The sequence below is a fragment of the Tessaracoccus sp. O5.2 genome (genome assembly GCF_964266725.1).
GTDB classification, from domain to species: domain Bacteria; phylum Actinomycetota; class Actinomycetes; order Propionibacteriales; family Propionibacteriaceae; genus Arachnia; species Arachnia lapidicapta.
On sequence record NZ_CAXWGV010000055.1, the window covers coordinates 24,844 to 48,390 of the forward strand.

20 protein-coding genes and 1 pseudogene are annotated in these 23,547 nt (G+C 71.0%); 14 read left to right on the plus strand and 7 right to left on the minus strand.

Annotation, left to right across the window (positions count from 1 at the left end; translation table 11 throughout):
- Positions 1-126 precede the first annotated feature (126 nt).
- A complete protein-coding gene (gene rny, locus ACFQPD_RS14000) occupies positions 127-1,734 on the plus strand; it encodes a ribonuclease Y (RefSeq protein ID WP_068751200.1) in 1,608 nt (535 codons plus the stop codon).
- 4 nt (positions 1,735-1,738) lie between these two features.
- Here the strand turns inward: rny and ACFQPD_RS14005 are convergent, their stop codons facing one another.
- Entirely contained in the window at positions 1,739-2,617 is an 879-nt protein-coding gene (locus ACFQPD_RS14005) for an aldose 1-epimerase family protein (RefSeq protein WP_385901394.1), read from the minus strand.
- Positions 2,618-2,681: 64 nt separating this feature from the next.
- Between ACFQPD_RS14005 and miaB the strand changes: the two genes are divergently transcribed.
- Positions 2,682-4,175, plus strand: a complete 1,494-nt coding sequence (gene miaB, locus ACFQPD_RS14010) for a tRNA (N6-isopentenyl adenosine(37)-C2)-methylthiotransferase MiaB (RefSeq protein ID WP_385901395.1) — start codon at positions 2,682-2,684, stop codon at positions 4,173-4,175.
- A 1-nt stretch (position 4,176) separates the two neighbouring features.
- Here miaB and ACFQPD_RS14015 read toward each other — a convergent pair whose 3' ends face one another.
- Positions 4,177-4,377, minus strand: coding sequence for an antitoxin (locus ACFQPD_RS14015; protein WP_353081867.1), 201 nt, complete (start codon positions 4,375-4,377; stop codon positions 4,177-4,179).
- 92 nt (positions 4,378-4,469) lie between these two features.
- Between ACFQPD_RS14015 and miaA the strand changes: the two genes are divergently transcribed.
- The 4 genes and pseudogenes from miaA to ACFQPD_RS14035 all read left to right on the plus strand — a co-directional run.
- Entirely contained in the window at positions 4,470-5,453 is a 984-nt protein-coding gene (gene miaA, locus ACFQPD_RS14020) for a tRNA (adenosine(37)-N6)-dimethylallyltransferase MiaA (RefSeq protein WP_385901397.1), read from the plus strand.
- Positions 5,410-6,228, plus strand: a complete 819-nt coding sequence (gene dapF / locus ACFQPD_RS14025) for a diaminopimelate epimerase (protein ID WP_385901398.1) — start codon at positions 5,410-5,412, stop codon at positions 6,226-6,228. The genes miaA and dapF overlap by 44 nt, the downstream gene beginning before the upstream one ends.
- Before the next feature lie 104 nt (positions 6,229-6,332).
- On the plus strand, positions 6,333-7,760 hold the full coding sequence (gene hflX, locus ACFQPD_RS14030; RefSeq protein WP_385901504.1) for a GTPase HflX: 1,428 nt from the start codon (positions 6,333-6,335) through the stop codon (positions 7,758-7,760).
- 67 nt (positions 7,761-7,827) lie between these two features.
- Positions 7,828-9,720 (plus strand): annotated as a pseudogene (locus tag ACFQPD_RS14035) (ATP-dependent DNA helicase); the annotation flags it as partial.
- 36 nt (positions 9,721-9,756) lie between these two features.
- Here the strand turns inward: ACFQPD_RS14035 and lexA are convergent.
- Complete coding sequence (gene lexA / locus ACFQPD_RS14040; RefSeq protein ID WP_385901506.1) at positions 9,757-10,491, minus strand: transcriptional repressor LexA; 735 nt, start codon at positions 10,489-10,491, stop codon at positions 9,757-9,759.
- Positions 10,492-10,692: 201 nt separating this feature from the next.
- Between lexA and ACFQPD_RS14045 the strand changes: the two genes are divergently transcribed.
- The 4 genes from ACFQPD_RS14045 to ACFQPD_RS14060 all read left to right on the plus strand — a co-directional run bounded on the left by ACFQPD_RS14045 (position 10,693) and on the right by ACFQPD_RS14060 (position 15,192).
- Positions 10,693-11,022, plus strand: a complete 330-nt coding sequence (locus ACFQPD_RS14045; protein WP_385901399.1) for a hypothetical protein — start codon at positions 10,693-10,695, stop codon at positions 11,020-11,022.
- A gap of 196 nt (positions 11,023-11,218) precedes the next feature.
- Complete coding sequence (gene nrdR / locus ACFQPD_RS14050) at positions 11,219-11,734, plus strand: transcriptional regulator NrdR (protein WP_353081870.1); 516 nt, start codon at positions 11,219-11,221, stop codon at positions 11,732-11,734.
- Between the two features lie 58 nt (positions 11,735-11,792).
- Positions 11,793-14,645: a vitamin B12-dependent ribonucleotide reductase gene (locus ACFQPD_RS14055; protein WP_385901400.1), complete on the plus strand. Its 2,853-nt coding sequence runs from the start codon at positions 11,793-11,795 to the stop codon at positions 14,643-14,645.
- 136 nt (positions 14,646-14,781) lie between these two features.
- A complete protein-coding gene (locus tag ACFQPD_RS14060) occupies positions 14,782-15,192 on the plus strand; it encodes a pilus assembly protein CpaE (protein WP_385901402.1) in 411 nt (136 codons plus the stop codon).
- Between the two features lie 25 nt (positions 15,193-15,217).
- On the opposite strand, the gene ACFQPD_RS14065 is transcribed toward ACFQPD_RS14060, so the two are convergent.
- On the minus strand, positions 15,218-16,459 hold the full coding sequence (locus ACFQPD_RS14065; RefSeq protein ID WP_385901403.1) for an FAD-dependent oxidoreductase: 1,242 nt from the start codon (positions 16,457-16,459) through the stop codon (positions 15,218-15,220).
- Positions 16,460-16,617: 158 nt separating this feature from the next.
- Between ACFQPD_RS14065 and ACFQPD_RS14070 the strand changes: the two genes are divergently transcribed.
- Together ACFQPD_RS14070 and ilvD are read left to right on the plus strand one after the other, a co-directional pair.
- The gene (locus ACFQPD_RS14070; RefSeq protein WP_385901405.1) at positions 16,618-17,415 is read left to right on the plus strand and encodes a sulfurtransferase; all 798 of its coding nucleotides are present in this window, start codon (positions 16,618-16,620) and stop codon (positions 17,413-17,415) included.
- A 230-nt stretch (positions 17,416-17,645) separates the two neighbouring features.
- Positions 17,646-19,481: a dihydroxy-acid dehydratase gene (ilvD, locus tag ACFQPD_RS14075; protein WP_385901407.1), complete on the plus strand. Its 1,836-nt coding sequence runs from the start codon at positions 17,646-17,648 to the stop codon at positions 19,479-19,481.
- A 24-nt stretch (positions 19,482-19,505) separates the two neighbouring features.
- Here ilvD and ACFQPD_RS14080 read toward each other — a convergent pair whose 3' ends face one another.
- The 3 genes from ACFQPD_RS14080 to ACFQPD_RS14090 all read right to left on the minus strand — a co-directional run bounded on the left by ACFQPD_RS14080 (position 19,506) and on the right by ACFQPD_RS14090 (position 22,122).
- Positions 19,506-20,651: a magnesium and cobalt transport protein CorA gene (locus ACFQPD_RS14080; RefSeq protein ID WP_385901409.1), complete on the minus strand. Its 1,146-nt coding sequence runs from the start codon at positions 20,649-20,651 to the stop codon at positions 19,506-19,508.
- A gap of 30 nt (positions 20,652-20,681) precedes the next feature.
- Positions 20,682-21,167 carry a DedA family protein gene (locus tag ACFQPD_RS14085; protein WP_385901410.1) on the minus strand — a complete coding sequence of 162 codons (486 nt, stop codon included), beginning with the start codon at positions 21,165-21,167 and terminating at the stop codon, positions 20,682-20,684.
- A gap of 118 nt (positions 21,168-21,285) precedes the next feature.
- A complete protein-coding gene (locus ACFQPD_RS14090; RefSeq protein ID WP_385901411.1) occupies positions 21,286-22,122 on the minus strand; it encodes an AEC family transporter in 837 nt (278 codons plus the stop codon).
- Between the two features lie 76 nt (positions 22,123-22,198).
- On the opposite strand from ACFQPD_RS14090, the gene ACFQPD_RS14095 reads away from it, so the two are divergent.
- Together ACFQPD_RS14095 and ACFQPD_RS14100 are read left to right on the plus strand one after the other, a co-directional pair.
- On the plus strand, positions 22,199-23,086 hold the full coding sequence (locus ACFQPD_RS14095) for a YbjN domain-containing protein (protein WP_353081892.1): 888 nt from the start codon (positions 22,199-22,201) through the stop codon (positions 23,084-23,086).
- A gap of 52 nt (positions 23,087-23,138) precedes the next feature.
- Complete coding sequence (locus ACFQPD_RS14100) at positions 23,139-23,534, plus strand: pyridoxamine 5'-phosphate oxidase family protein (protein WP_385901413.1); 396 nt, start codon at positions 23,139-23,141, stop codon at positions 23,532-23,534.
- The last annotated feature ends 13 nt before the right edge of the window (positions 23,535-23,547 follow it).

The following is a 23,547-nucleotide window of genomic DNA, read 5'->3' on the forward strand; positions in this document are numbered from 1 at the left end:
CCGCTGTCTGACTCCGTCCGTGGCGGCGCTGCCGCCGCGTCTCGCCGACCCCGAAGGTCGGTCGTCTGCTGACCGGTGTGTGCGGCGTGCGCGGGACCGGGAGGTTCGCAGACAACAGGAGGCGCCGTGCCCGAGCTCGGATGGATCGTCGCAGGCGTGGTCGTGGTCGCCGCCGCCGTTCTGGCGTGGCTGCTGTGGCGGGCCACCGTCCGCAACCGGCTCGAGCGGGACTCGTGGGAACGCCGGTCCCGCGCGGACATGGCCTCGATCCGCGAGTCGGCCCAGGCGGCCGCGGAGACCATCCGCGCCGACGCCGAGCGGCTGCTCGCCCAGGCGCAGGAGCGGGCCCGCGAGGCCCTCGACGACGTGGAGCGGCGGCGCGGCGAGATGGAGGCCTCCCTCACCGCCCAGCGCGCCGAGTTGCGCGAGGTCCGGGCCACGCAGGAGCGGCGGGAGTCGCGTCTGCATGAGCGCGAGGACCGGGTATCGGCTGAGGCCGAGGGCCTGGAGTCCAGGGCGCAGCGGCTCGAGGCCCAGCGCACGCAGTTGAAGGAGCAGCGCGAGGCCCTGCGCCTCGAGCGCGACCAGGTGCACGCGGAACTCGAGCGCGTGGCCGGGCTCACCGTCGCCGAGGCGAAGGCCGAGGTGCTCGCCGAGGCGGAGCGGCAGGCCAAGCTCACGGCCACCGCCCTGGCCCGCGACATCGAGGGCGCGGCCAAGCGGGAGGCCGACAAGCTGGCCCGCTCCATCATCGTCACCGCCATCCAGCGCGTCGCCTCCGAACAGACCAGCGAGTCCGTCGTCTCCACCGTCGATCTCCCCAGCGACGACATGAAGGGCCGCATCATCGGCCGCGAGGGCCGCAACATCCGCGCCTTCGAGCAGATCACCGGCGTCAACGTGCTCATCGACGACACCCCCGAGTCGGTGCTGCTCAGCAGCTTCGACCCGGTCCGCCGCGAGATCGCCCGCCTCACGCTCACCGACCTCGTCGCCGACGGGCGCATCCACCCCGCCCGCATCGAGGAGGTCTACGAGCGGGCCGAGCGGCGCATCCACGAGCGGATCGAACGCGAGGCCGAGGACGCGCTCACCGAGGTGGGCATCGTCGACCTCCATCCCGACCTCGTGCCCATCCTGGGGTCGCTGGCCTACCGGACGTCCTACGGCCAGAACGTGCTGCGGCACCTGGTCGAGTGCGCGCACCTGGCCGGGGTCATGGCCGCCGAACTCGGCCTCGACGTCGCCACGTGCAAGCGGGCCGCCTTCCTGCACGACATCGGCAAGGCGCTCACCCACGAGGTCGAGGGGCCGCACGCGCTCATCGGCGCCGAACTGCTGCGCAAGCACGGCGAGCATGAAGACATCGTCCACGCCGTCGAGGCCCACCACAACGAGGTCGAGCCCCGCACTGTCGAGGCGGTCCTCACCCAGGCGGCCGACGCCATCTCCGGGTCACGGCCGGGAGCCCGTCGGGAGTCGCTCGAGGCGTACGTCGAGCGCATGGAGAACCTGGAGGGCATCGCCCTGGCCCACGAGGGAGTGCTGCGGGCCTACGCCATGCAGGCCGGCCGCGAGGTGCGGATCATGGTGGCGCCCGACCAGGTCGACGACGCCGGCGCGCACGCGTTGGCCCGCGACATCGCCGCGGAGGTCGAGCGCAACCTCAGCTACCCCGGGCAGATCCGGATCACCGTGGTGCGCGAGTCGCGCGCCACGGAGACCGCCCACTGACGGGTCAGGAGACCCGGAAGCCCCACACCGAACGCGAGCCCTCGCCCGGCTCCAGCACGATGAGACCGTCGTGCGTGGGGCCCTCGTTGAAGGCGTCCGGACCGCAGGTCATCGGCTCCACCGCGAGTGCCACGCGGTCCGGGTGCGTGAACACCTGGCCCCACGGCAGCGACTCGTCCGCCCACAGCGTCACGGTCCTGCCGCCGGTGGTCACCGAGAGCTCCCAGGCGCCGTCGGCGCCGGTGAGCGCGGTGTCGAACTCGGTGTCGCCGACGGGGCGCGCGCTGCGGAAGTCGTGCTCCGGGGTCACGTCCGCGACCTCGATCGGCAGCAGGCGCTCGGGGTCGACGAGCAGTTCCTTGGCGAACGGGAGACTGAGTTCGGCGGTCGCGACGTCCGCCTTCAGGTACGGATGCGCGCCGTAGCCGTACGGGGCGCGGGTGGCGCCGACATTGGTGACCTCAACCGTGACCGTCAGCCCGTCCTCGCCCACGCGGTGCCCGATCGTCGCCTCCAGGACTGCGTTCCAGCCGCGCTGCGGGTAGTAGCGCGACGTGAGGACCACCTCGTCGTCGGTGTGGGAGACGAGCTGCCACGCGACGCCCTCGTTGAGACCGTGCAGCGCCGTCGTGCGGGGAACCTCGGTGATCGGCAGCTGGTACTGCGTGCCGTCGAAGGTATAGCGGCCGTCGCGGATGCGGTTGGGCCACGGGAGCAGCTGGCGACCCATCGAACCCGAGGGGGCCTCGTCGGCCGCGAACGTCCACAGCACCTCCTCGCCGTCGAGCGTCAGGGAGCGCAGCGTGGCGCCGACCTCGGTGACGACGGCGCCGTAGCGGCCGTGGCTGATGGAGTACTGCGTGCCGGTGGGGTTCAACGTCATGGCCAGAGCCTACGACAGCCGTGATTCGGCCGCCCCCCACCACCGCGTTTAGCATGGTGGGACCATGGCAGACCCACGCACGTACCACGTCATCACCTACGGGTGTCAGATGAACGTCCACGACTCCGAGCGCATCAGCGGCCTCCTGGAGGAGGCCGGCCTCGCGCGGGCCGAGGGACGCTCCGAGGCGCTGGGCGCCGGCGCGGACGTCGTCGTGTTCAACACGTGTGCGGTGCGCGAGAACGCGGACAACCGGCTCTACGGCAACCTCGGCCACATGGCCCGGATCAAGGCCGAGCATCCCGGCCTGCAGATCGCCGTCGGCGGCTGCATGGCGCAGAAGGACCGCGACGTGATCCTGCGCAAGGCGCCGTGGGTCGACGTGGTGTTCGGCACCCACAACGTCGGGTCGCTGCCGACCCTCCTGGAACGGGCGCGGGTCGAGCGCGAGGCGCAGATCGAGATCAAGGAGGCGCTCGAGACGTTCCCGAGCAACCTGCCCAGCCGTCGCGAGTCGCCGTACTCGGCGTGGGTGTCGATCTCGGTGGGCTGCAACAACACCTGCACGTTCTGCATCGTCCCGGCGCTGCGTGGCCGCGAGGCAGACCGTCGGCCCGGCGACATCCTCGCCGAGATCGAGATGCTGGTGGACCAGGGCGTGCAGGAGATCACGCTGCTGGGCCAGAACGTCAACGCGTACGGGGTCGAGTTCGGGGACCGGCAGGCGTTCGCAAAGCTGTTGCGCGCCTGCGGCACGATCGACGGGCTGGAGCGCGTCCGGTTCACCTCGCCGCATCCCAAGGACTTCACCGACGACGTCATCGACGCCATGGCCGACACCCCCAACGTCATGCCGCAGCTGCACATGCCGCTGCAGTCGGGGTCGGACCGCATCCTCAAGGCGATGCGGCGGTCCTATCGCTCCGAGCGGTTCCTCGGCATCCTCGACCGGGTGCGCCTCGCCATGCCCGAGGCGGCCATCACCACCGACATCATCGTCGGCTTCCCCGGCGAGACGGAGGAGGACTTCCTGGCCACCATGGACGTCGTCCGCCGCGCGCGCTTCTCGGCGGCGTTCACGTTCCAGTACTCGATCCGGCCCGGCACCCCGGCGGCGACGATGCCCGATCAGGTGCCCAAGGCGGTCACGCAGGAGCGCTATGAGCGGCTGGTGGACCTGGTCAACGAGGTGGCCTGGGAAGAGAACCGGCGCTTCGCCGGACAGGACGTCGAGGTGATGTTCGCCACGGGCGAGGGGCGCAAGGACGCCGAGACCCATCGGATGAGCGGCAGGGCCAGGGACAACCGCCTGGTGCACGTCGCGGTGCCGGAGGATCCGGCGCTTCGCCCCCGGCCGGGCGACATCGCCACCGTGCGGGTCACCCACGCCGCGCCGCACCACCTCAATTCGGATGAGCTGCCCCGCGACCTGCGCCGCACGCGGGGCGGGGACGCGTGGGAGGCCGCGACGCAGGCCCCCCGCCCGGTGGGCGTCGGGCTGGGACTGCCGACAGTGGGTCGGCCCGACCCGCTACCCGCCGCCACCGGCTGCGGCTGAGTCAGCGCCGCGTCGGATCCTGGTCCGCGTCGTCGTTCATGCGGTCCAGGTGCTCGTTGGCCAGGTCCTGCGCCTGGTCCACGTGCTCGGCGTACCGGCCGCCGGTGCGTGCGTCGAGGACATCGCCGGCCTTCTCGATGCCGCCCTCGACCTGCTCCTCGTGCTGCTTGGCCAGGTCACCCAGGTTGTCGAACAGTCCCATGACGGTTCCTCTCTCGTAGCGGATGGCCCCATGATGCCCCGGTCGGAGGTCGCGGCCAAGGGTCCGGGGCGGGCGATGGCACACTGGCAGGCGTGAACGTCCCCCTCGTCGTCCTCGTGGGCCCCACCGCCACCGGCAAGTCGGGCCTCGCCGTCGACCTGGCACTCGAGCTGGCCGCGGCCGGCCGGCCCGCCGAGATCGTCAACGCGGACTCCATGCTCGTCTACCGCGGCATGGACATCGGCACGGCCAAGCCGACCAGGGCCGAACGGCGCGGGGTGCCGCATCACCTCATCGACATCTGGGACGTCACGGTGCGCGCCTCCGTGGCCGAGTTCCAGCTGCTGGCGCGGGAGACGATCGCGCGGCTGCGCGGGGCCGGCGTCATTCCGGTCATGGTCGGCGGATCGGCGCTGTACACCCGGGCCATCGTCGACCGGTTCGACTTCCCCGGCTCGGACCCGGAGGTGCGGGCCCACTGGGAGGCCGAGCTCGCGGCGGTCGGTCCGCACGCGCTGCATGCGCGGCTCGCTCAGCTGAGCCCGGAGTCCGCGGCCCAGATCGAACCCGGCAACGGCCGGCGGATCGTGCGGGCCCTGGAGATTGCCGAGCTCACCGGCGGTCATCGCGCGGAGCTGCCCCAGTGGACCTACGAGCTGCCGGGGGTGCACCAGTTCGGGCTCACCATGGACCGGGCGGACCTGGACCGCCGTATCGAGGAGCGCGTCAACGCCATGTGGCGCGCGGGGCTGGTCGATGAGGTGCGCGGCCTGGTGAGCGCCGGACTCCGCGACGGTCAGACGGCCGTGCGCGCCATCGGCTACCGTCAGGTCGTCGACTTCCTCGACGGCGCCTGCAGCGAGGACGAGGCACGGGAGGCCGTCAAGCGGGCCACGCGCCAGTTCTTCCGCAAACAGCTCGGCTGGTACCGGCGCGACCCCCGCATCACGTGGCTCCCCGCAGGTGACCCGATGAACGTGGGCCGCATCGTCGCCGCGCTACGATCGGACGACCAGGCGCAAGGAGGTCGGCATGCGGCGTTTCAGCTTCCACAAGGGCCACGGGACCCGGAATGACTTCATCATCCTGGACGACTCCTACGGCATGCACGACATGCATCCTGAGTTCATCCGGGCGGTGTGTGACCGGCACGCCGGGATCGGCGCCGACGGCGTCATCCGCGTGGTGCGCGCGGGCAGCATCCGCGACTGGACGGGCGACCCGCACCTGTGGTTCATGGACTACTACAACGCCGACGGCTCCGTCGCGGAGATGTGCGGCAACGGCCTGAGGGTGTTCGCACGCCACCTCATCAACGAGCAGCTGGTCGACGCGGGCGCGTTCGACGTCGCCACCCGCGCGGGCGTCAAGCACGTGGAGGTCGCCCGCCACGGCCTCATCAGTACCGACATCGGCCGCGCCCTGGTGCTGCCCGACGACGTCACCGTGACCCTGGAGGACCGGTCTTGGCCCGTGGTGAAGGTCGACGTCGGCAACCCCCACGCCGTCGTGTTCCTGACCGACTCCGACGTCCTGGAGGATCTTGACCTGCACCGCGCGCCCCGCTGGTCCCCGGCTGAGGCGTATCCGCAGGGCGTCAACGTCGAGTTCGTGCGGGTCGACGCCCCCGACGCGCTGACCATGCGCGTGCACGAGCGGGGAGTGGGGGAGACCATGAGCTGCGGCACCGGGGTCGTGGCGGTCGCCGCTGCCCACCGGGCGCGCGGCGGGCACGAGGGGCCCGTGACGGTGCGCGTCCCGGGGGGAGAGCTGTCGGTCCAGTTCACCGGCGACGAGGCGCGGCTGACCGGACCCGCCGTCGTCATCGGCCGGGGCGAGTTCTGGATCTAGCGTTATCCACAGGCGCGACTCCGCGCTTGGGTAACCGGCCGCGGGCTGGGACAATGGGCGGCACGATGACAGATCATTCCCTCGACGAGAACGTCGACGACCTCATGCCGGACCTCGACGGCGACGCCGGTGACTACCCCCAGGACGACTACGACGAACCCGACTACGACGGCGGCCAGGAGGACCTGGCGGCCCGCCGCTCACTGCGACGCGTCGCGGGCATGCGCACCGAGCTCGAAGACGTCACCGAGGTCGAGTACCGCCAGCTGCGCCTCGAGCGGGTCGTGCTGGTCAGCGTGTGGACCAGCGGCACGCAGGAGGACGCGGACAACGCCATGGCCGAGCTGAAGCTGCTGGCCGAGACGGCCGGTTCCGAGGTGCTCGCGGGCCTGGTCCAGCGGCGCAGCCACGTGGACCCGGCCACCTACATCGGCCGCGGCAAGGTCGAGGAGGTCGCGGAGATGGTCCGCGCCACCGGCGCCGACACCGTCATCTGCGACGGCGAACTCGAGCCCGCGCAGCTGCGCAACCTGGAGGACCGCGTCAAGGTCAAGGTGGTGGACCGCACCGCGCTGATCCTCGACATCTTCGCGCAGCACGCCAAGAGCGCCGAGGGCAAGGCCCAGGTCGAGCTGGCGCAGCTGCAGTACCTCAAGCAGCGGCTCCGCGGCTGGGGTGGCAACCTGTCGCGCCAGGCGGGTGGCCGCGCGGCGGGCGGCGCCGGCATCGGCGGCCGCGGCCCTGGCGAGACGAAGATCGAGACGGACCGCCGGCGCATCCACACCCGGATCGCGCAGCTGCGCCGCAAGCTCCGCGAGATGGACGCCACCCGCGAGGGCAAACGAGCCGAGCGGCGCCGCAACCAGGTGCCGTCGGTCGCGATCGTCGGCTACACCAACGCGGGCAAGTCGTCGCTGCTGAACCGGCTGACCGGGGCGGGGGTGCTCGTGGAGGACGCGCTGTTCGCGACTCTCGATCCCACCACCCGTCGCAGCGAGACCGCCGACGGCCGCGTCTACACCCTCACCGACACCGTCGGCTTCGTCCGGCACCTGCCGCACGACCTCGTGGAGGCGTTCCGGTCCACGCTGGAGGAATCGTCCCAGGCGGACCTGCTGGTCCACGTGGTCGATGCGTCGGACCCGGACCCGGAGGGACAGATCGGCGCCGTCCGCACCGTGCTCGCCGAGATCGGCGCCGCACAGGTGCCCGAGCTGCTGGTGCTCAACAAGGCCGACGCGGCCGACGAGACCACCATCCTGGCGCTGCGGGCCAACCACCCGGACGCCGTTGTGGTCTCCGCCCGGACGGGAGCCGGGCTGGACGAGCTGCGCGCCATCATCGAACAGCGCCTCCCGCAGCCGGAGGTCCGCATCACTGCCCTCGTCCCCTACGAGCGCGGGGACCTCGTGGACCGGATCCACAAGACCGCGGTGATCGACTCGCTTGAGCACACGGCGGACGGTACTTTGGTGAGCGCCCGCGTGATGCCGGCTCTGGCCGACGAGTTGGCGGCCTTCGCCCGTGACTGACCACGCCGCCATCCTGGCCGCCGCCGTCGGCGAGATCCACGGTCAGGCCAGGCCGGGGCAGCAGGTGATGGCGGACTCCGTGGCGCGCGCGTTGGACGACGGCGTGCACCTACTCGTGCAGGCGGGCACGGGCACGGGCAAGTCCTTGGGCTACCTGGCCCCGGTGCTGGCCCGCTGCGTGGACCGGGAGGAGCGCATCGTCGTCGCGACGGCGACCCTCGCCCTTCAGGCGCAGCTCGCGAGCAAGGACATCCCCACCGCGCTGGACGCCGTCGAGGCGGTCACCGGGACGCGCCCCAAGGCGGCCATTCTCAAGGGCCGCACCAACTACGCCTGCCTCTACCGTGCTCGCTCCGGTGGGCCCGCGGAACAGGACAGCCTCGTGGGCAGCTCCGCCCTGGCGGAGGCCGTGTCCCCGAGCGCCGATGACGTGTCGCGGCTGGGAGCCGAGGTGCTCGCCCTGCGTGAGTGGGTCGAGGAGGAGGCCGAACGGAAGGGGCTCGCAGACCGCGACGACGCGCCCACGCACACGGCCCGGGCCTGGGCCCAGGTGTCGATCCCCACCCGGGAGTGCCTGGGCGTCGCGAACTGCCCCTTCGGCGCCGAGTGCTTCGTCGAGGCGTCGCGCGAGGAGGCCCGCAACGCGCAACTGGTGGTGACCAACCATGCGCTGCTGGCCATCAACGCCATGCACGGCGGCACGGCGCTGCCCGAGCACGAGGCGCTGATCATCGACGAGGCCCACGAACTGGTCAGCCGGATCACCACCGCCGCCACCGACGAGCTCACGCCCGGCCTGGTCGAGCGGACCGCCCGGCGGGTCCTGACCTGGGTCGACGACGACCTCGGCGTCGACTTCCTCGACCAGGCGGACGTGTTGCGCCAGGCCCTGGCCGAGTCGGAGCTGGCGCGCATCACCGCCGGGTCCGCGCCGCTGGTCTACGCCGCGGCCCAGCTGCGCGACGTCGCGCGCAAGGTCGTGAGCGCGCTGGGCAAGGCCACCGACGACGCTGAGCGGACCCAGGCCGCGTCGGCCGTGAAGGAGGTCTTCGACATCGCGGAGCGGATCGCGAAGCTCTCGGAGGCGGACGTGGTGTGGGTGACGGAGTCGGAGGTGTTCGGCCGGTCGGCCTACGTGGCGCCGCTCAACGTCGCCGGCCTGCTGCGCAACCAGATCTTCGCCGAGACCCCGACGGTGCTGACGTCGGCCACCCTGGAGCTCGGCGGGTCGTTCGAGGCCGCCGCCAGCGCCGTGGGGCTGTCCTACGGGGATCGGCTGGAGGACGGCCAGGAACCCCAGGACCAGTTCGCCTGGCGGGGGATCGACGTGGGGTCCCCGTTCGACTACCGGAGGCAGGGCATCCTCTACGTGGCCCGACGCCTGCCACCACCCGGCCGCGACGGGATGAGCGAGCAGACGCTCGCGGAGATCGCGCAGCTCATCTGGGCGGCGGAGGGGCGGACCCTGGGGTTGTTCGCGTCGCGCCGGGCGGCGGAGCAGGCGGCCGAGTACTGCCGCCGCGAGCTGCCCGACCTGCGGATCCTCTGCCAGGGTGACGCACAGTTGTCCGAGCTCACCCGCACCTTCATCGCGGACCCGTCGGCGTCGTTGTTCGGCACCATGTCGCTGTGGCAGGGCGTGGACGTGCCGGGGGAGACGTGTCAGCTGGTCATCATCGACAAGATCCCGTTCCCGCGCCCGGACGACCCGCTCATGCAGGCCCGCAAGAAGGCCGTGGACGACGCCGGGGGCAACGGGTTCATGCGGGTGGCCGCGACGCACGCGGCGCTCCTGCTGGCCCAGGGCGCGGGGCGCCTGATCCGGCGCTCCGAGGACCGCGGGGTCGTGGCGATGCTGGATCCGCGGCTGGTGACCGCCCGCTACGGGGAGTACCTCAAGTCCTCGCTGCCCGGCTTCTGGATGACCACCGACGGCGACATCGCGGTCCAGGCGCGGCGCCCCCCCCGCGGAGCGTTGTCGCGGCGCAGCGGCGGCTCAGAGCTTGCGGAGGACGGCGACGACCTTGCCCATGATGGTGGCGTGCGTCCCGTCGATGGGGGAGTAGTCCGGGTTGTGCGGCATCAGCCAGACCTTCCCGTCCTGCCGCTTGAAGGTCTTGACCGTCGCCTCGTCGTCGAGGAGGGCGGCGACGATGTCACCGTTGTGTGCGTCCGACTGCTGCCGGACCACCACCCAGTCGCCGTTGCAGATGGCGGCGTCGATCATCGAGTCGCCCCGGACCTCGAGCAGGAACACCTGCCCGTCGCCGACCAGTTGGCGCGGCAGCGCGAAGACGTCCTCGACCTGTTCCTGAGCCAGGATCGGGCCGCCGGCCGCGATGCGGCCGATGAGCGGGGCCGCGACGGAGGTGGGCGCGGCATCGAACGTCTGCGCCGAGTCCATGCCCTCGTCGCCCGGCAGCGTCACCACCACGGCACGGGGGCGGTTCGGATCCCGGCGGATGAAGCCCTTCTCCTCGAGGACCTTGAGCTGGTAGGTCACGCTCGACGTGGACGCGAGGCCGGCCCGCGTGGCGACCTCCCGGATGCTGGGCGGATAGCCGACCTCGTCGATCGACTGCTTGACGACACGCAGGATGGCCATCTGCCGCCGCGTCAGTCCATGGGCGTCGACCGGCCCGTCCGGGAACGGCGCCATCGATCCGAGCTCAGCCTCGATGGCGGCGTTGGTGGGGCGCCCGCGACGGGGACGTTTCGTCTCATCAGCCATGACCCCAGCCTACCCAGTGGCGGTACGTGTGTTCGATAAGACACCCCGTGTCGAGCACCTGCGCGAAAAATGTCAGTGGTCCCCGGTGGACTCATCCCGTGCCCGATCGTGGGCATCGGATCGGACGGGTTCGCACAGGTGTTTGAATCGACGCGTCGGATTCGCTACAGTTCAATCGAACAGACGTTCTAGGAGGTTGACATGACCGCGTCCGCCGCAGTCCGTTACCAGGTGATCGACGCCGGCCACCGTCGGCTGGTCACCGTGTCGCCCGCCGCGCGCCCAGAGCTGGGTGGCCCCGTCGCACGAGCCGCCCGCCCCGCGCTGCCGGGCCGGGTCCGCACCGCCTCCTCCTGTCGCGTGACTCGTCCGGTGTCCGGATGGATGGCGCTCAAGGTCGCCGGCGTCGGCATTCTCACGGCGGTGGGGATGGCCGTGGCGGGTCTGCAGTTCGCCGAGATGGCGTCGGCGGAGGCCCCCACGGGCTACGTGGCGGGAGACCCCGCCTGGGCGCACGTGTCCCAGCCCTGACGGCCCTGCAGCACGCCGCGCCCACGACGATCTGGCCGAAAGTCGTGGGCGTTTCGCGCTTGTATGTGGTGGCGCCGCGTCCTAGGCTTCCCTATATCTAGTAGTTCCAGCGGCGGGATTCCCCTACAAGTTGTGGTTAAGGCCACACAGTGGCAAGGTAGGGCCCCCGTCGCACACAGGGAAGGTCCGCTCGCCCATGCACTGCCCGTTCTGCCGCCATCTCGACACCAAGGTGTCGGATTCGCGGGCCACCGAGGATGGCTCGGCCATCCGCCGGCGGCGGGTGTGCCCCGTGTGCGAGCGGAAGTTCACCACCGTCGAGCAGATCGTGCTCACGGTCGTGAAGCGCTCGGGCGTCGTCGAGTCGTTCAACCGGGACAAGGTCATCCGGGGCGTGTCGAAGGCATGCAAGGGCCGGCCGGTGACGGCCGCGCAACTGGCCGCGCTGGCCCAGCGCGTGGAGGAGTCGCTGCGGTCCTCCGGCCAGGCCGAGATCCCGGCCGAGCAGATCGGGGTCGCCATCCTCGGTCCGCTCGAGGAGCTCGACGAGGTGGCCTACCTGCGTTTCGCCAGCGTCTACAAGAACTACGACTCCGTCGACGACTTCCAGCGGGAGATCGACGCGCTGAAGATCAGCGCGGCGGAGAAGGAACTCAGACGTGAGGTCGCCGCCATCGAGGTCGCGTCGGCCCAGGAGCCACTCATCAGCTGAGCCGCACGGCTCGGTTCGCTATTCATCACCACATCCAGGTAACAACGAGGGGAAGATCATGACCGCGACAGCTGCACGCGCCACCCGCCGCAAGGCCACGGGCGAGGGGAAGGGCCTCGTCATCGAGCGCGTCTTCACCAAGCCCGGCGTCCACCCGTACGACGAGGTGGAGTGGGACCGGCGCGACGTCGTCCAGACCAACTGGAAGACGGGCGAGACCGTCTTCGAGCAGCGGGGCGTCGAGTTCCCGTCGTCGTGGAGCGTCAACGCCTCCACCATCGTCACCACGAAGTACTTCCGGGGCGCGCTCGGCACCGCGCAGCGCGAGGACAGCCTCAAGACCCTCATTGACCGTGTCGTGCGCACCTACCGCAAGGCGGGCCAGGAGTACGGCTACTTCGCCTCGGAGGATGACGCCGAGATCTTCGAGCACGAGATCACCTGGATGCTGCTCAACCAGTACTTCTCCTTCAACTCGCCGGTCTGGTTCAACGTGGGCACCCCCTCGCCCCAGCAGGTCAGCGCGTGCTTCATCCTCAGCGTCGACGACTCGATGGACTCGATCCTCAACTGGTACAAGGAGGAGGGCTTCATCTTCAAGGGCGGCTCCGGCGCCGGGCTGAACCTGTCGCGGATCCGCTCGTCGAAGGAGCTCCTGAGCTCGGGCGGCACCGCCTCCGGGCCCGTGTCGTTCATGCGCGGCGCCGACGCGTCCGCCGGCACCATCAAGTCGGGCGGCGCCACCCGTCGCGCGGCGAAGATGGTCGTGCTGGACGTCGACCACCCGGACATCGAGGAGTTCGTCGAGACCAAGGCCCGCGAGGAGGACAAGATCCGCGCGCTCCGCGACGCCGGCTTCGACATGGACCTCGGCGGCAAGGACATCACGAGTGTCCAGTACCAGAACGCCAACAACTCCGTGCGCGTCAGCGACGAGTTCATGAACGCCGTGGAGGCGGGCGACAAGTTCGGGCTGCGCGCCCGCATGGACGGCCGGGTGATCGAGGAGGTCGACGCCAAGGGCCTGTTCCGCAAGATCGCGCAGGCGGCCTGGGAGTGCGCCGATCCCGGCATCCAGTACCACGACACCATCAACGACTGGCACACCAACCCGGTCACCGGCCCCATCACGGCCTCCAACCCGTGCTCGGAGTACATGAGCCTGGACAACTCGTCGTGCAACCTGGCCTCGCTCAACCTGCTGAAGTTCCTGAGCGCCGACGGCACGTTCGACGCCGAGCTCTTCGTCAAGGCCGTCGAGCTCATCATCACCGCGATGGACATCTCGATCTGCTTCGCGGACTTCCCGACCGAGTCGATTGGCGAGACCACGCGCAACTTCCGCCAGCTGGGCATCGGCTACGCCAACCTCGGCGCGCTGCTCATGGCCATGGGCAAGGGCTACGACACCGACGGCGGCCGGTCGACGGCCGCGGCGATCACGTCCATCATGACCGGCACCTCCTACCGTCGTTCCGCCGAGCTGGCGGGCATCGTCGGTACCTACAACGGGTACGCGGAGAACGCGGAGGCGCACCAGCGGGTCATGCGCAAGCACCAGGCCGCCAACGACGACCTGCGTGTGCTGCCCGACGACCGGCAGTTGCATGCCGTGGCCTCCCGCGAATGGGATCACGTGGTGCAGCTCGGCGCCCGCAACGGCTTCCGCAACGCCCAGGCGTCGGTCCTGGCGCCCACCGGCACCATCGGCTTCATGATGGACTGCGACACCACCGGCGTGGAGCCGGACTTCTCGCTGGTGAAGTTCAAGAAGCTCGTCGGCGGCGGCTCCATGCAGATCGTCAACCAGACCATCCCGCGCGCCCTGAAGCGGCTCGGCTACAACTCGGAGGAGATCGACGGCATCGTCGAATTCATCTCCGCCAACGGACACGTCATCGGGGCTCCCGGCCTCGCCGCGGAGCACTACGAGGTGTTCGACACCGCCATGGGCGCACGCGCCATCAAGCCGATGGGGCACGTCCGGATGATGGCCGCGGTGCAGCCGTTCCTGTCGGGCGCCATCTCCAAGACCGTCAACCTGCCGGAGACGGCGACGGTCGAGGAGATCGAGGACGTCTACCTGCAGGGCTGGAAGCTGGGCCTCAAGGCGTTGGCCGTCTACCGCGACAACTGCAAGGTCGGCCAGCCGCTCTCCGACGGGAAGAAGGAGACCAAGGAGGAGAAGAAGGCCGAGCCCGAGGTGCGCATCGAGTACCGCCCGAAGCGGGCGCGGCTGCCCAAGTCGCGCGCCTCGCGCACCACGAGCTTCTCCGTCAGCGGCGCCGAGGGCTACATGACCTCCAGCGCCTACGAGGACGGCCGGATCGGTGAGGTGTTCCTCAAGCTCGGCAAGCAGGGCTCGACCCTCGCCGGCGTCATGGACGCGTTCTCCATCGCGGTGTCGATCGGCCTGCAGTACGGCGTGCCGCTGGAGAGCTTCGTCCAGAAGTTCACCAACCTGAAGTTCGAGCCGGCCGGCATGACCGACGACCCGGACATCCGGATCGCGCAGTCCTTCATGGACTACATCTTCCGCCGCCTGGCGCTGGACTACCTCAGCTTCGACGACCGCGCCGAACTGGGCATCTACACCGCCTCGGAGCGCGCCCGGTACGTGGAGACCGGCTCCTACCTGTCGGAGGAAGACGAGGCCGCGATGCCGGAGGCCGTGTCCCTGCGCAACGACGCCGGAGACGACTTCAAGGTCGACGGCGCCCGTCAGCCCTCACTCATCGACGCCCCGGCCCCGGCCGAGTTCGGCACCGCCCGCACGACGGCGGAGCTGATGGAGTCGTTGACCGGGCGTGAGGTCGACGCCCCGCTGTGCATGACGTGCGGCACGAAGATGCGCCCCAGCGGCTCGTGCTATGTCTGCGAGGGCTGTGGCTCCACCAGCGGCTGCAGCTGATCCGGTACCCGGGTCCACCGGGACACCGTGACGCGAGGGCGTCGGCCTCAGGGCCGGCGCCCTCGTTGTCCGCCCCGGCTTTTGCCGCCGCTGGGCACAATAGCAGCACCACCCACTGACATCGACGAGGAGCCAGATGATCTCCGTTGCGACCGCCGAACGCCTCGACCGGGCGGGTGTCGCCTGGCACCCGGGCGAGGGGGACCGGTTCGTGGTGCGTGCCGCCGACTTGGCCGACGAGGTGTTCACGCTGGCCAACATGGTCGTCGAGGCCCGCGAATACCCGTCGGGGACGCTGCTTGCCTTCAACGGCACGACGGAGTGGGCGCTCGACTCGCTCCCCGCCAGCAAGGCGCTGTGGCTGCCCCGTGAGGATCAGCTGCGCGAGCTGCTCGGCGGCACCTTCCGGTCCATGTCGCGGGCGGCGTCGGGGGAATTCTCCGTGGTCGTGGAGATCCCCGGGCAGCCCCCGCGGGCCTTCATCTCCCCGGACGCCGCCGAGGCCTACGCCGAGGCCCTGCTGGCGCTGGTCGCGGCGGCGGGGTGACCGGCGCCGGGACCAGCGGTCGGGATCAGATCGAGTACGCCAGCACGTAGGCGTCGTCGATGGCGTCGCCGACCTTCCGCGGCGACACGCAGTCGCCGACCGAGTGCACCTTCGCTCCGAAGGCAGCGGTGAGTGCGGAGGGCAGTGACGTCGCCGGCCGGACGCCGAACGCCGTCACGACGGTGTCGCATTCGAGGACGACGTCGCCGTCTGGGCCGGCCGCGCGCACCCCGTCGTCGGTGACCTCCCGGACGGTGTAACCGGTGAGGACCCGGACCCGGTTCTCGGCGAGGGAGCGCAGCAGGGAGATCCGGTTGAGGAACAACATGGCGCGCGCGATCACGTCGACCATCTCGACGAGAGTCACCTCGTGCCCGTCCTCGGCCAGCTCCAAGGCGAGATCCGCGCCGGAAAGCCCGCCTCCGCAGACGACCACCCGGTGACCGGGTCGGCCTCCGGCGTGGCGGGCCGGGTAGAGCACCCCGCCCAGGTGGTCACCCTTGTCGTAGACGTGGACCCGGTGCCCCCGCAGGCCGGCGACGCGCGCGGCCTCGAGCCCCGCCGGTCCGGCGCCGACGACGAGGATCTGCTTGGGCGCGTCGGTCGGGGTCAGCCGCCACTCGAACTCATGGCTCACTTCCGGGTTGACGGCGCAGCCCAGCGCCTTGCCGTTGAACGCGTTACCGGTGCACAGCTGATTGCAGCGGATGCAGGGCCGGACCCGGGACTCCTCCCCGGCCCGGATCTTGGCGACGATGTCGGGGTCGGCGATGAGGCCACGGCCGATGCCGATCATGTCCGCCGCCCCGCGGGCCAGCAGTTCCTCCCCGCCGGCCGGGGTGATGTTGCCGCAGGCCGCCACCGGGATGTTCACGTGGGGTTTCACGGCCTCCGCCGCGCCCACCATGCAGTTGTCGCCCAGATAGTACGGCGGGAAGACGTAGTCCATGGCCTCGTAGGACCCCTCGTCGCAGAGCAGAAGATCGACACCGGCCCGCTCCAACTCCTGCACGATCGGGATGGTCTCCTCCGCGGTGCGGCCGCCCGGGAAGCGGTGGTCCACCGAGATGCGGAAGCTCACCGGAACCCCCGGCGCGTTGTGCTTGACCGCTGCGATGGCCTCGGCCGCGAACCGGCACCGGTTCTCCACTGAGCCGCCGTACTGGTCGGTGCGACGGTTCCAGCAGGCGCTCATGAACTGGTCGACCAGGTAGCCCGGCTCCATGCCGAGGCTCTGGCAGTACTGGTTGTTGCGCCCCAGGCCCATGGCGAGCTGGAGGGCCAGCTTGCCCCCGCGGCGTGGACGGCGTCAGCGATGGCGGCGAAGCCGGTCCTGGGATCCTCCTCCTTGAGGTCGTCATCCGAGACTATGACCGGACATTCTGTGCGCATTGACCGGGGTCGGTTGGGCGTAGGCTGGCGCGCGTGATCCCTCCTGTTGTCGACTCCGCGTGGCTGGCCGCCCACCCGGACGCTGTCGTCGCCGACGTGCGGCACTACCTCGACGGCCGTTCGGGCGGCGACGCCTACGCCGCCGGTCATCTGCCGGGTGCGGTCTTCGTGCCGATGGACGATGTGTTGGCGGGCCCGCCGTCGGCCGCCCGCGGGCGTCATCCGCTTCCGGATCCTTCGACGTTCGCGGAGGGGCTGGCCCATCTCGGTATCGGTGACACCGACACGGTCGTCGCCTATGACGACGCCGGCGGCGCCATGGCGGGACGCCTGGTGTGGCTGCTGCGGATCCTGGGCAGGGAGGCGGCTCTCCTCGACGGCGGCCTCCAGACGTGGGAGGGACAGTTGACCACCGACGTGCCGCGCCGCCCGCGAGCGGAGTTCGCCGTCAGGTCCTGGCCGGACGAGGCGCTCGCCGACATCGAGGACGCCTCCGAGGGGGCGTTCGTCATCGACGCCCGAGGCGCGGAACGCTTCCGAGGCGAGTCCGAGCCGATCGACCCCAAGGCCGGCCACATCCCCGGCGCGCGCAGCTATCCGATGACTGGGAACCTGGACGCGGAGGGCCGGTTCCTCAGCCCGGCGGCGCTGCGGGCGCGGTTCGCCGCCGTCGACGACGCGGCCGACGTCATCTCGTACTGCGGGTCCGGGATCACCGCGTGCCACAACCTCATCGCGATGGAGTACGCGGGCCTCGGCCGCGGGCGGCTGTACTCGGGATCGTGGAGCCAGTACAGCCACACCTCGCGCCCGGTCGCGACGGGGGAGTAGCCGCGCAACCGGTGAGCACTGCCCAGGGGTGACCGGCGGGGCCCGGTCGCGGTGGGCCGGGCGTCGGGCAAGGCACGCCGTCCTTTCGGCGTGCCGAGGGCGCCCGTGGGCGAGGCCGGGCCCCGTCGGGCACCCCTGACCAGGGCCCCTTCCCCATAAGACGCGATCGGGGCGGCAAGGGCGCGCCCGGTATCCTTGGCCGGGTACGTCCACGCCATTGGAGGATCCCCATGCCGGCACTCCGGTCCCGCACCACCACCCACGGCCGCAACATGGCGGGCGCACGCGCCCTGTGGCGGGCCACCGGCATCACGGACTCGGACTTCGGCAAGCCGATCGTGGCGGTGGCGAACTCCTTCACGCAGTTCGTGCCCGGGCACGTCCACCTCCGCGACATGGGCAAGCTCGTCTCCGAGTCCATCGCCGAGGCCGGCGGCATCGGCCGCGAATTCAACACGATCGCCGTCGACGACGGCATCGCCATGGGCCACGGGGGCATGCTCTACTCGCTGCCCAGCCGCGAGCTCATCGCCGACTCCGTGGAGTACATGGTCAACGCGCACTGCGCCGACGCGCTGGTGTGCATCTCCAACTGCGACAAGATCACCCCCGGCATGTTCCTGGCCGCGCTGCGGCTCAACATCCCCACCGTCTTCGTCTCGGGCGGGCCCATGGAGGCCGGCCGCGCCGTCGTCAAGGATGGCGTCGTGCGCTCGCTCGATCTCGTCGACGCGATGGTCTCCGCGGTCGATCCGAGCGTCACTGACGACGAGCTGGACCGCATCGAGGCCAACGCCTGCCCCACCTGCGGCTCGTGCTCGGGCATGTTCACCGCCAACTCGATGAACTGCCTGCTAGAGGCCATCGGGCTCGCGCTGCCCGGTAACGGCTCGACGCTGGCCACGGCCGCGGCCCGCAAGGGCATCTTCCAGGAGGCCGGCCGGCTGGTGGTCGAGCTCGCGCGCCGCTGGTACGACGACGAGGACGCCACCGTGTTGCCGCTGTCGATCGCCACGAAGGCGTCGTTCTCCAACGCGATGAAGCTCGACGTCGCCATGGGCGGCTCCACCAACACGGTCCTGCACCTTCTGGCCGCCGCGCAGGAGGCCGGGGTCGACTTCACCATGGCCGACATCGACGCCATCTCCCGCGTCACCCCGTGCCTGGCGAAGGTGGCGCCGAACTCGCCGAAGTACTACATGGAGGACGTGCACCGCGCCGGCGGCATCCCCGCGATCCTCGGCGAACTGCACCGCGGCGGGAAGCTCGACGACCAGGTCTCCTGCGTCCATTCGCCGTCGCTGCAGCAGTGGATGGACGACTGGGACATCCGCGGCGGGAAGGCGAAGCCGGAGGCGGTCGAACTGTTCCACGCGGCCCCCGGCGGGGTCCGGACCACGGAGGCGTTCTCGTCGACCAACCGCTGGGACACCCTCGACACCGACGGCGAGAACGGCTGCATCCGCTCCGTCGAGCACCCCTACACCCTTGACGGGGGCCTGGCCGTCCTGACCGGCAACCTCGCCCCCGACGGCGCGATCGTGAAGACCGCCGGCGTGCCGGAAGCCCAGTGGGAGTTCACCGGCCGGGCGGTGGTGACCGAGTCGCAGGACGACGCCGTCGAGGCCATCCTCGGCAAGCGCATCCAGCCCGGCGACATCGTCATCGTCCGCTACGAGGGCCCCAAGGGCGGCCCCGGCATGCAGGAGATGCTGTACCCGACGTCGTACCTCAAGGCGCTGGGCCTCGGCCCGCAGTGCGCGCTGATCACCGACGGCCGGTTCTCCGGCGGGTCCTCCGGCCTGTCCATCGGGCACGTGTCCCCGGAGGCTGCCTCGGGCGGCGCCATCGGCCTGGTCGAGGACGGCGACACCATCACCATCTCGATCCCGCAGCGCTCGATCACCCTCAACGTGGACGACGAGACCCTCGCAGCCCGCCGTGCCGCGCAGGATGCCGCGGGATGGGCGCCGAAGGCACGCGAGCGTGAGGTGTCGACGGCGCTGAAGATCTTCGGGATGTTGGCGCAGTCCGCCGACAAGGGTGCGGCCCGCAAGCTGGGCTGACCCGCCGCCGCGGGGAGGGCCGGCCTAGAGCCAGCCCTTGAGCTTGAACACGGTGTACATGCCGACGCCCGTGAGCAGCATCAGCACCACCGCGAACGGATAGCCCCACGTCCAGGTCAGTTCCGGCATGTGGGCGAAGTTCATTCCGTAGGTGCCGGTGACGAGGCTGGGCACGAACAGCACGCCGGCCCAGGCCGCGATGCGACGGGAGTCCTCCGCCTGCTTGAGGCTCGCCGCCGTCATGTGGCTGACCTCCTCGTTCTGGCGCTGGGCCTGCAGCGAAATGTGCAGGTCGAGCGTGCCCTTGAGCGTCTCGCGGAGCACGTCGACGCGCTCGATGAGGGCGATGGCGTGGTCCTCGATGTCGCGCAACTCCTGGCGGCGGCGCTCCCCGGCGCTGGCGAACACCCGGTCGCCGCGGACGCCGTCGATGATCTGCTTGATGGGCCGCACGGCGCGCTGGAAGTCGATGACCTCCCGCGACAGCTGGTAGATGCGCTTGGACACCCGCGAGCTGCCGGTGAACACCTGCGTCTCGATCTCGTCGATGTCGTTCTCGATGCCGAGCACGACCGGCAGGTAGTCGTCGACGATCACGTCCAAGAGCCCCAGCAGCACCACGCTGGGCCCCTTCGCCAGCACCGACGGCGTCGACTCCAGTTCCCGGCGGATGCGGGTGAGGTCCGGCGTCTCGGAGTGCCGGACCGTGATGACGAAGCGGTCGCCGACGAAGGCGTGCACCTCGCCGAAGTCGACGGTCTCGGAGCGGTCGATGTAGCGGGCGGCGCGCAGGACGAGGAACAGCGTGTCCTCGTACCGCTCGAACTTCGGCCGCTGGTGCGCCGTCAGGGTGTCCTCGACGGCGAGGGGGCTGAGGTGGAACTCCGCCGCGACCGCCTCCATCTCGGCGTGGCGCGGGCGGTAGAGCCCGATCCAGGCGAAGGCGTCCGGGTGCGCGGCGAGTAGCCGGAAGGCCTCGTCGAAGCTGGTCGGGGTGGCGATGCGCTTCCCCGCGACGTAGATGCCGGCATCGACGATGGGGTTGGTGCGCGGCGCGGTGGTGTCGGCAGCCCCGGTCGGGGGCTCCTCGACGGGGCCGGGCGCCGATGCGCCGGTGCGCCGGCGAAGCGTCCGCAACAGCCGCTCGGTGGATCTGCTCTGCTCCGCCATGGCACCTCCCCGTCCGTTCCCGGGCCGAGCCTACTCCGCGGCTGGCACTGCCTCGGCTCGGTCGCGGCGCGTGACGACCCAGACCACCACGGCCGCACCCGCCGCGAGCACGGCCACCGTGAGGGCGGGGGACCGCTCCCAGAGCCGCACGACGGCGTACCACCCGATGAACCCGACCGTGCCGTACATGAACGCCCAGATGATGCAGCCGACGGTGACCGCGGGCAGATAGCGCCGCAGCGGCATCCGGGTGACGCCGGCCGCGAGGTTGACCATCGTCTGGATCCCGACGGTGAGGAACGACAGCGACACGGCCGGGGCGCCCCACCGGTTGAGCCACCGGGCGCCACTCGCGTAGTGCGGGGAGGTGAGGAGCCGCTGCCAGCGGGTGCGCTCGGCGCCCGCCGCGAGGCCCCGGCCGAGCCAGTACGTGGCGTTGGCGCGGGCCATGACGATGGCGAACAGTGCGACGACCACGACCGCGAACGGTGCGTTCCACGAGGTGGGGTCGAACACGGGCGGTCTCTTCCGTTCCGGGCGGGGGAGGGTCGGCCCAGTCTACCCGTCAGCCCAGGAGCGCCCCGACCGCGACGATGATCGGCACGCTGAGGGCGGTCGACCACAGGGTCGTGGCCTAGACGAGCTGCAGCCCGACGCCGTAGCGGATCGCGTGCACGAACACGACCTGCGCCGTAGGGAGCGCGGCGAGCACCACGGCCGCCTGCAGAGACGGGCCGCTGACGCCGGCGGCGAGGCCGATGAGCAGCGCGACGGCGGGCACCACGACCGTCTTCGTCGCGATGGCCGCCACCGAGCGCGCCGACAGGTGTCGCGGCAGGGGGCTGGCGTGCAGCGACATCCCGAACGCCAGCAGCATCGCGGGGATGCCCAGGTCCGCCAGCAGGGTGGTCGGGCCCCACAGCACCGGCGGGGGCCGCCAGCCGGTGAGGTTGAGCGCGAGCCCCGTCAGCCCGCCCAGCACCAGGGGGTGCGTGCCGAAGCTCCGCACGACGGAGCGGCCGCGCCCCGACGGCGACGACTCCAGCACCGCGACCGCACTCGGCTGCAGGAGCAGCACCTGCAGGAGAATCGCCGGCGCCGCCCAGGCCGGGTCGCCGAGCACGAACGCCGACACGGGGATGCCGAGGTTCCCGGCGTTGACGTAGCTCGTGGCGAGGTAACCCATCGCCGCCTCGGCCCGCCCGGATGCCCAGCGCCGCCAGGACACGACGGCGAACCCGACCCCGCTCAGCACGCACGCCGCGCCGAACACCGCCACGTGAGGACCGACGAGGAGGTCAAGGTCTGCGCCGGACACGGCCACCAGCACCACCGCCGGTTGGCCGATGACGAACGCCACGTCGCCCAGCGCCTTCTGCGCCCCCCGGTCGACGGCGGAGAACCTGGCGAGCAGGTACCCGACGGCGATCACGATCCCGATCGTCGCGAATCCCTCCAGCGCCGCCCACATGGCCCTCAGCCTAGGGCGCGACCGCTCGTGGGGCGTCGCGGGCTTTGCTAGGTTGACGGCCAAGGAGGTGACCGAGATGGCCGACTACCGCGACTTCGACTTCGACGCCACGCAGCGGCACGCATGGGAGGAGTTCACGCTCCGCCTGGACGAGGTGCTGTCCGTCATGGACGCCACCGCGGATCTGACGATCTCCGCGGCCGGCCCGGACGACATCCCCACCCGCCCCGGCCTCCGCTTCTCGATGGTGCGCCCCGGCAGCATCACCGCGTTCGTGACCGGCTCGGACGGGGGCCGCGCGACCGCCGCCGAGGCCGAACAGCTGCGCGCACTCGGCTGGGAGGAGCCCACCGAGGCGGCGCCCCAGTTCCACGCCGAGGCCGATCAGGAGGCGTCGTCGGGGCTGGCGGCGCTCGCGTCCGCCACTCTCACGTCGGTGTTCGGGGTCCTGCACCCCGTGTTCCTGCACCCGGACCAGCTCGCCGAGATCCTCCAGGGCGAGGCGGCGTGGACCCCGCTCACGCCGCGCAAGTTGTCGCGGGAGGAGACCGCCGTCATGCCCGGGTCCCGGCCGGAACTCGACTCGCTCGTCGACGACGAGCTGCGCCGCGTCTTTGGGCATCCGCCGCTGCGCAATGAGGTGGGCGACGTGGCCATCCGCGTCGGCTCCACCATGGTGTTCCTGCGGAGCACCACCGACGCGGCCGAACTCCTGCTCTTCTCCGCCCTCGTCCACGACGTCGAGGGCCGGTCCCGGGCGTGCGAGGTCCTCAACGACCTCAACGTGGAGACCCGCTTCGGCAGGTTCGCGCTCCACCGCGACCGCGTGTTCGTGCAGTTGACCGTGCCGGCGCAACCGTTCGTCCCGGCGCACCTGCACCAGGCACTGGCCCACCTCAGCCAGATCGCTGACGGCATCGACGACGACCTCGCCACCAAGCTCGGCGGCCGCACCACGTTCTGACGCGCGGCGCACCGGCGCCCGCCGGACGGCCCCGAGCACTAGAGTGGGAGACATGACGACCGATCCCCTGCCGGTGAGCTACTTCACGCGACTCGACGCCGAGGAGTGCTGGGCGCTGCTCGCGGAGGGCGACGTGGGCCGCATCGCGTGGCTCGCACCCGACGGGATCTCGGTCGTCCCCGTCAACTACCACCTGGTCGAGCGGTCCATCGTCTTCCACACCTCGGAGGGATCCTTCCTCGCCCGCCTCGCGGAGCGCACCGAGGTCGCGTTCCAGGTCGACGAGATCGACCCCGAGACCGCCACGGGCTGGTCCGTGCTGGTACGCGGGGAGAGCGGGCCGGCGGACGGGCAGGTGTCGAGCGTCAGTTGGCTCGACGGCACCGTCGGGCTCGCCGTCACGGCCGCCTCCATCGCGGGGCGCGTCGTGTCCGGCCAGAAGAAGTGAATCGACAGGAGGA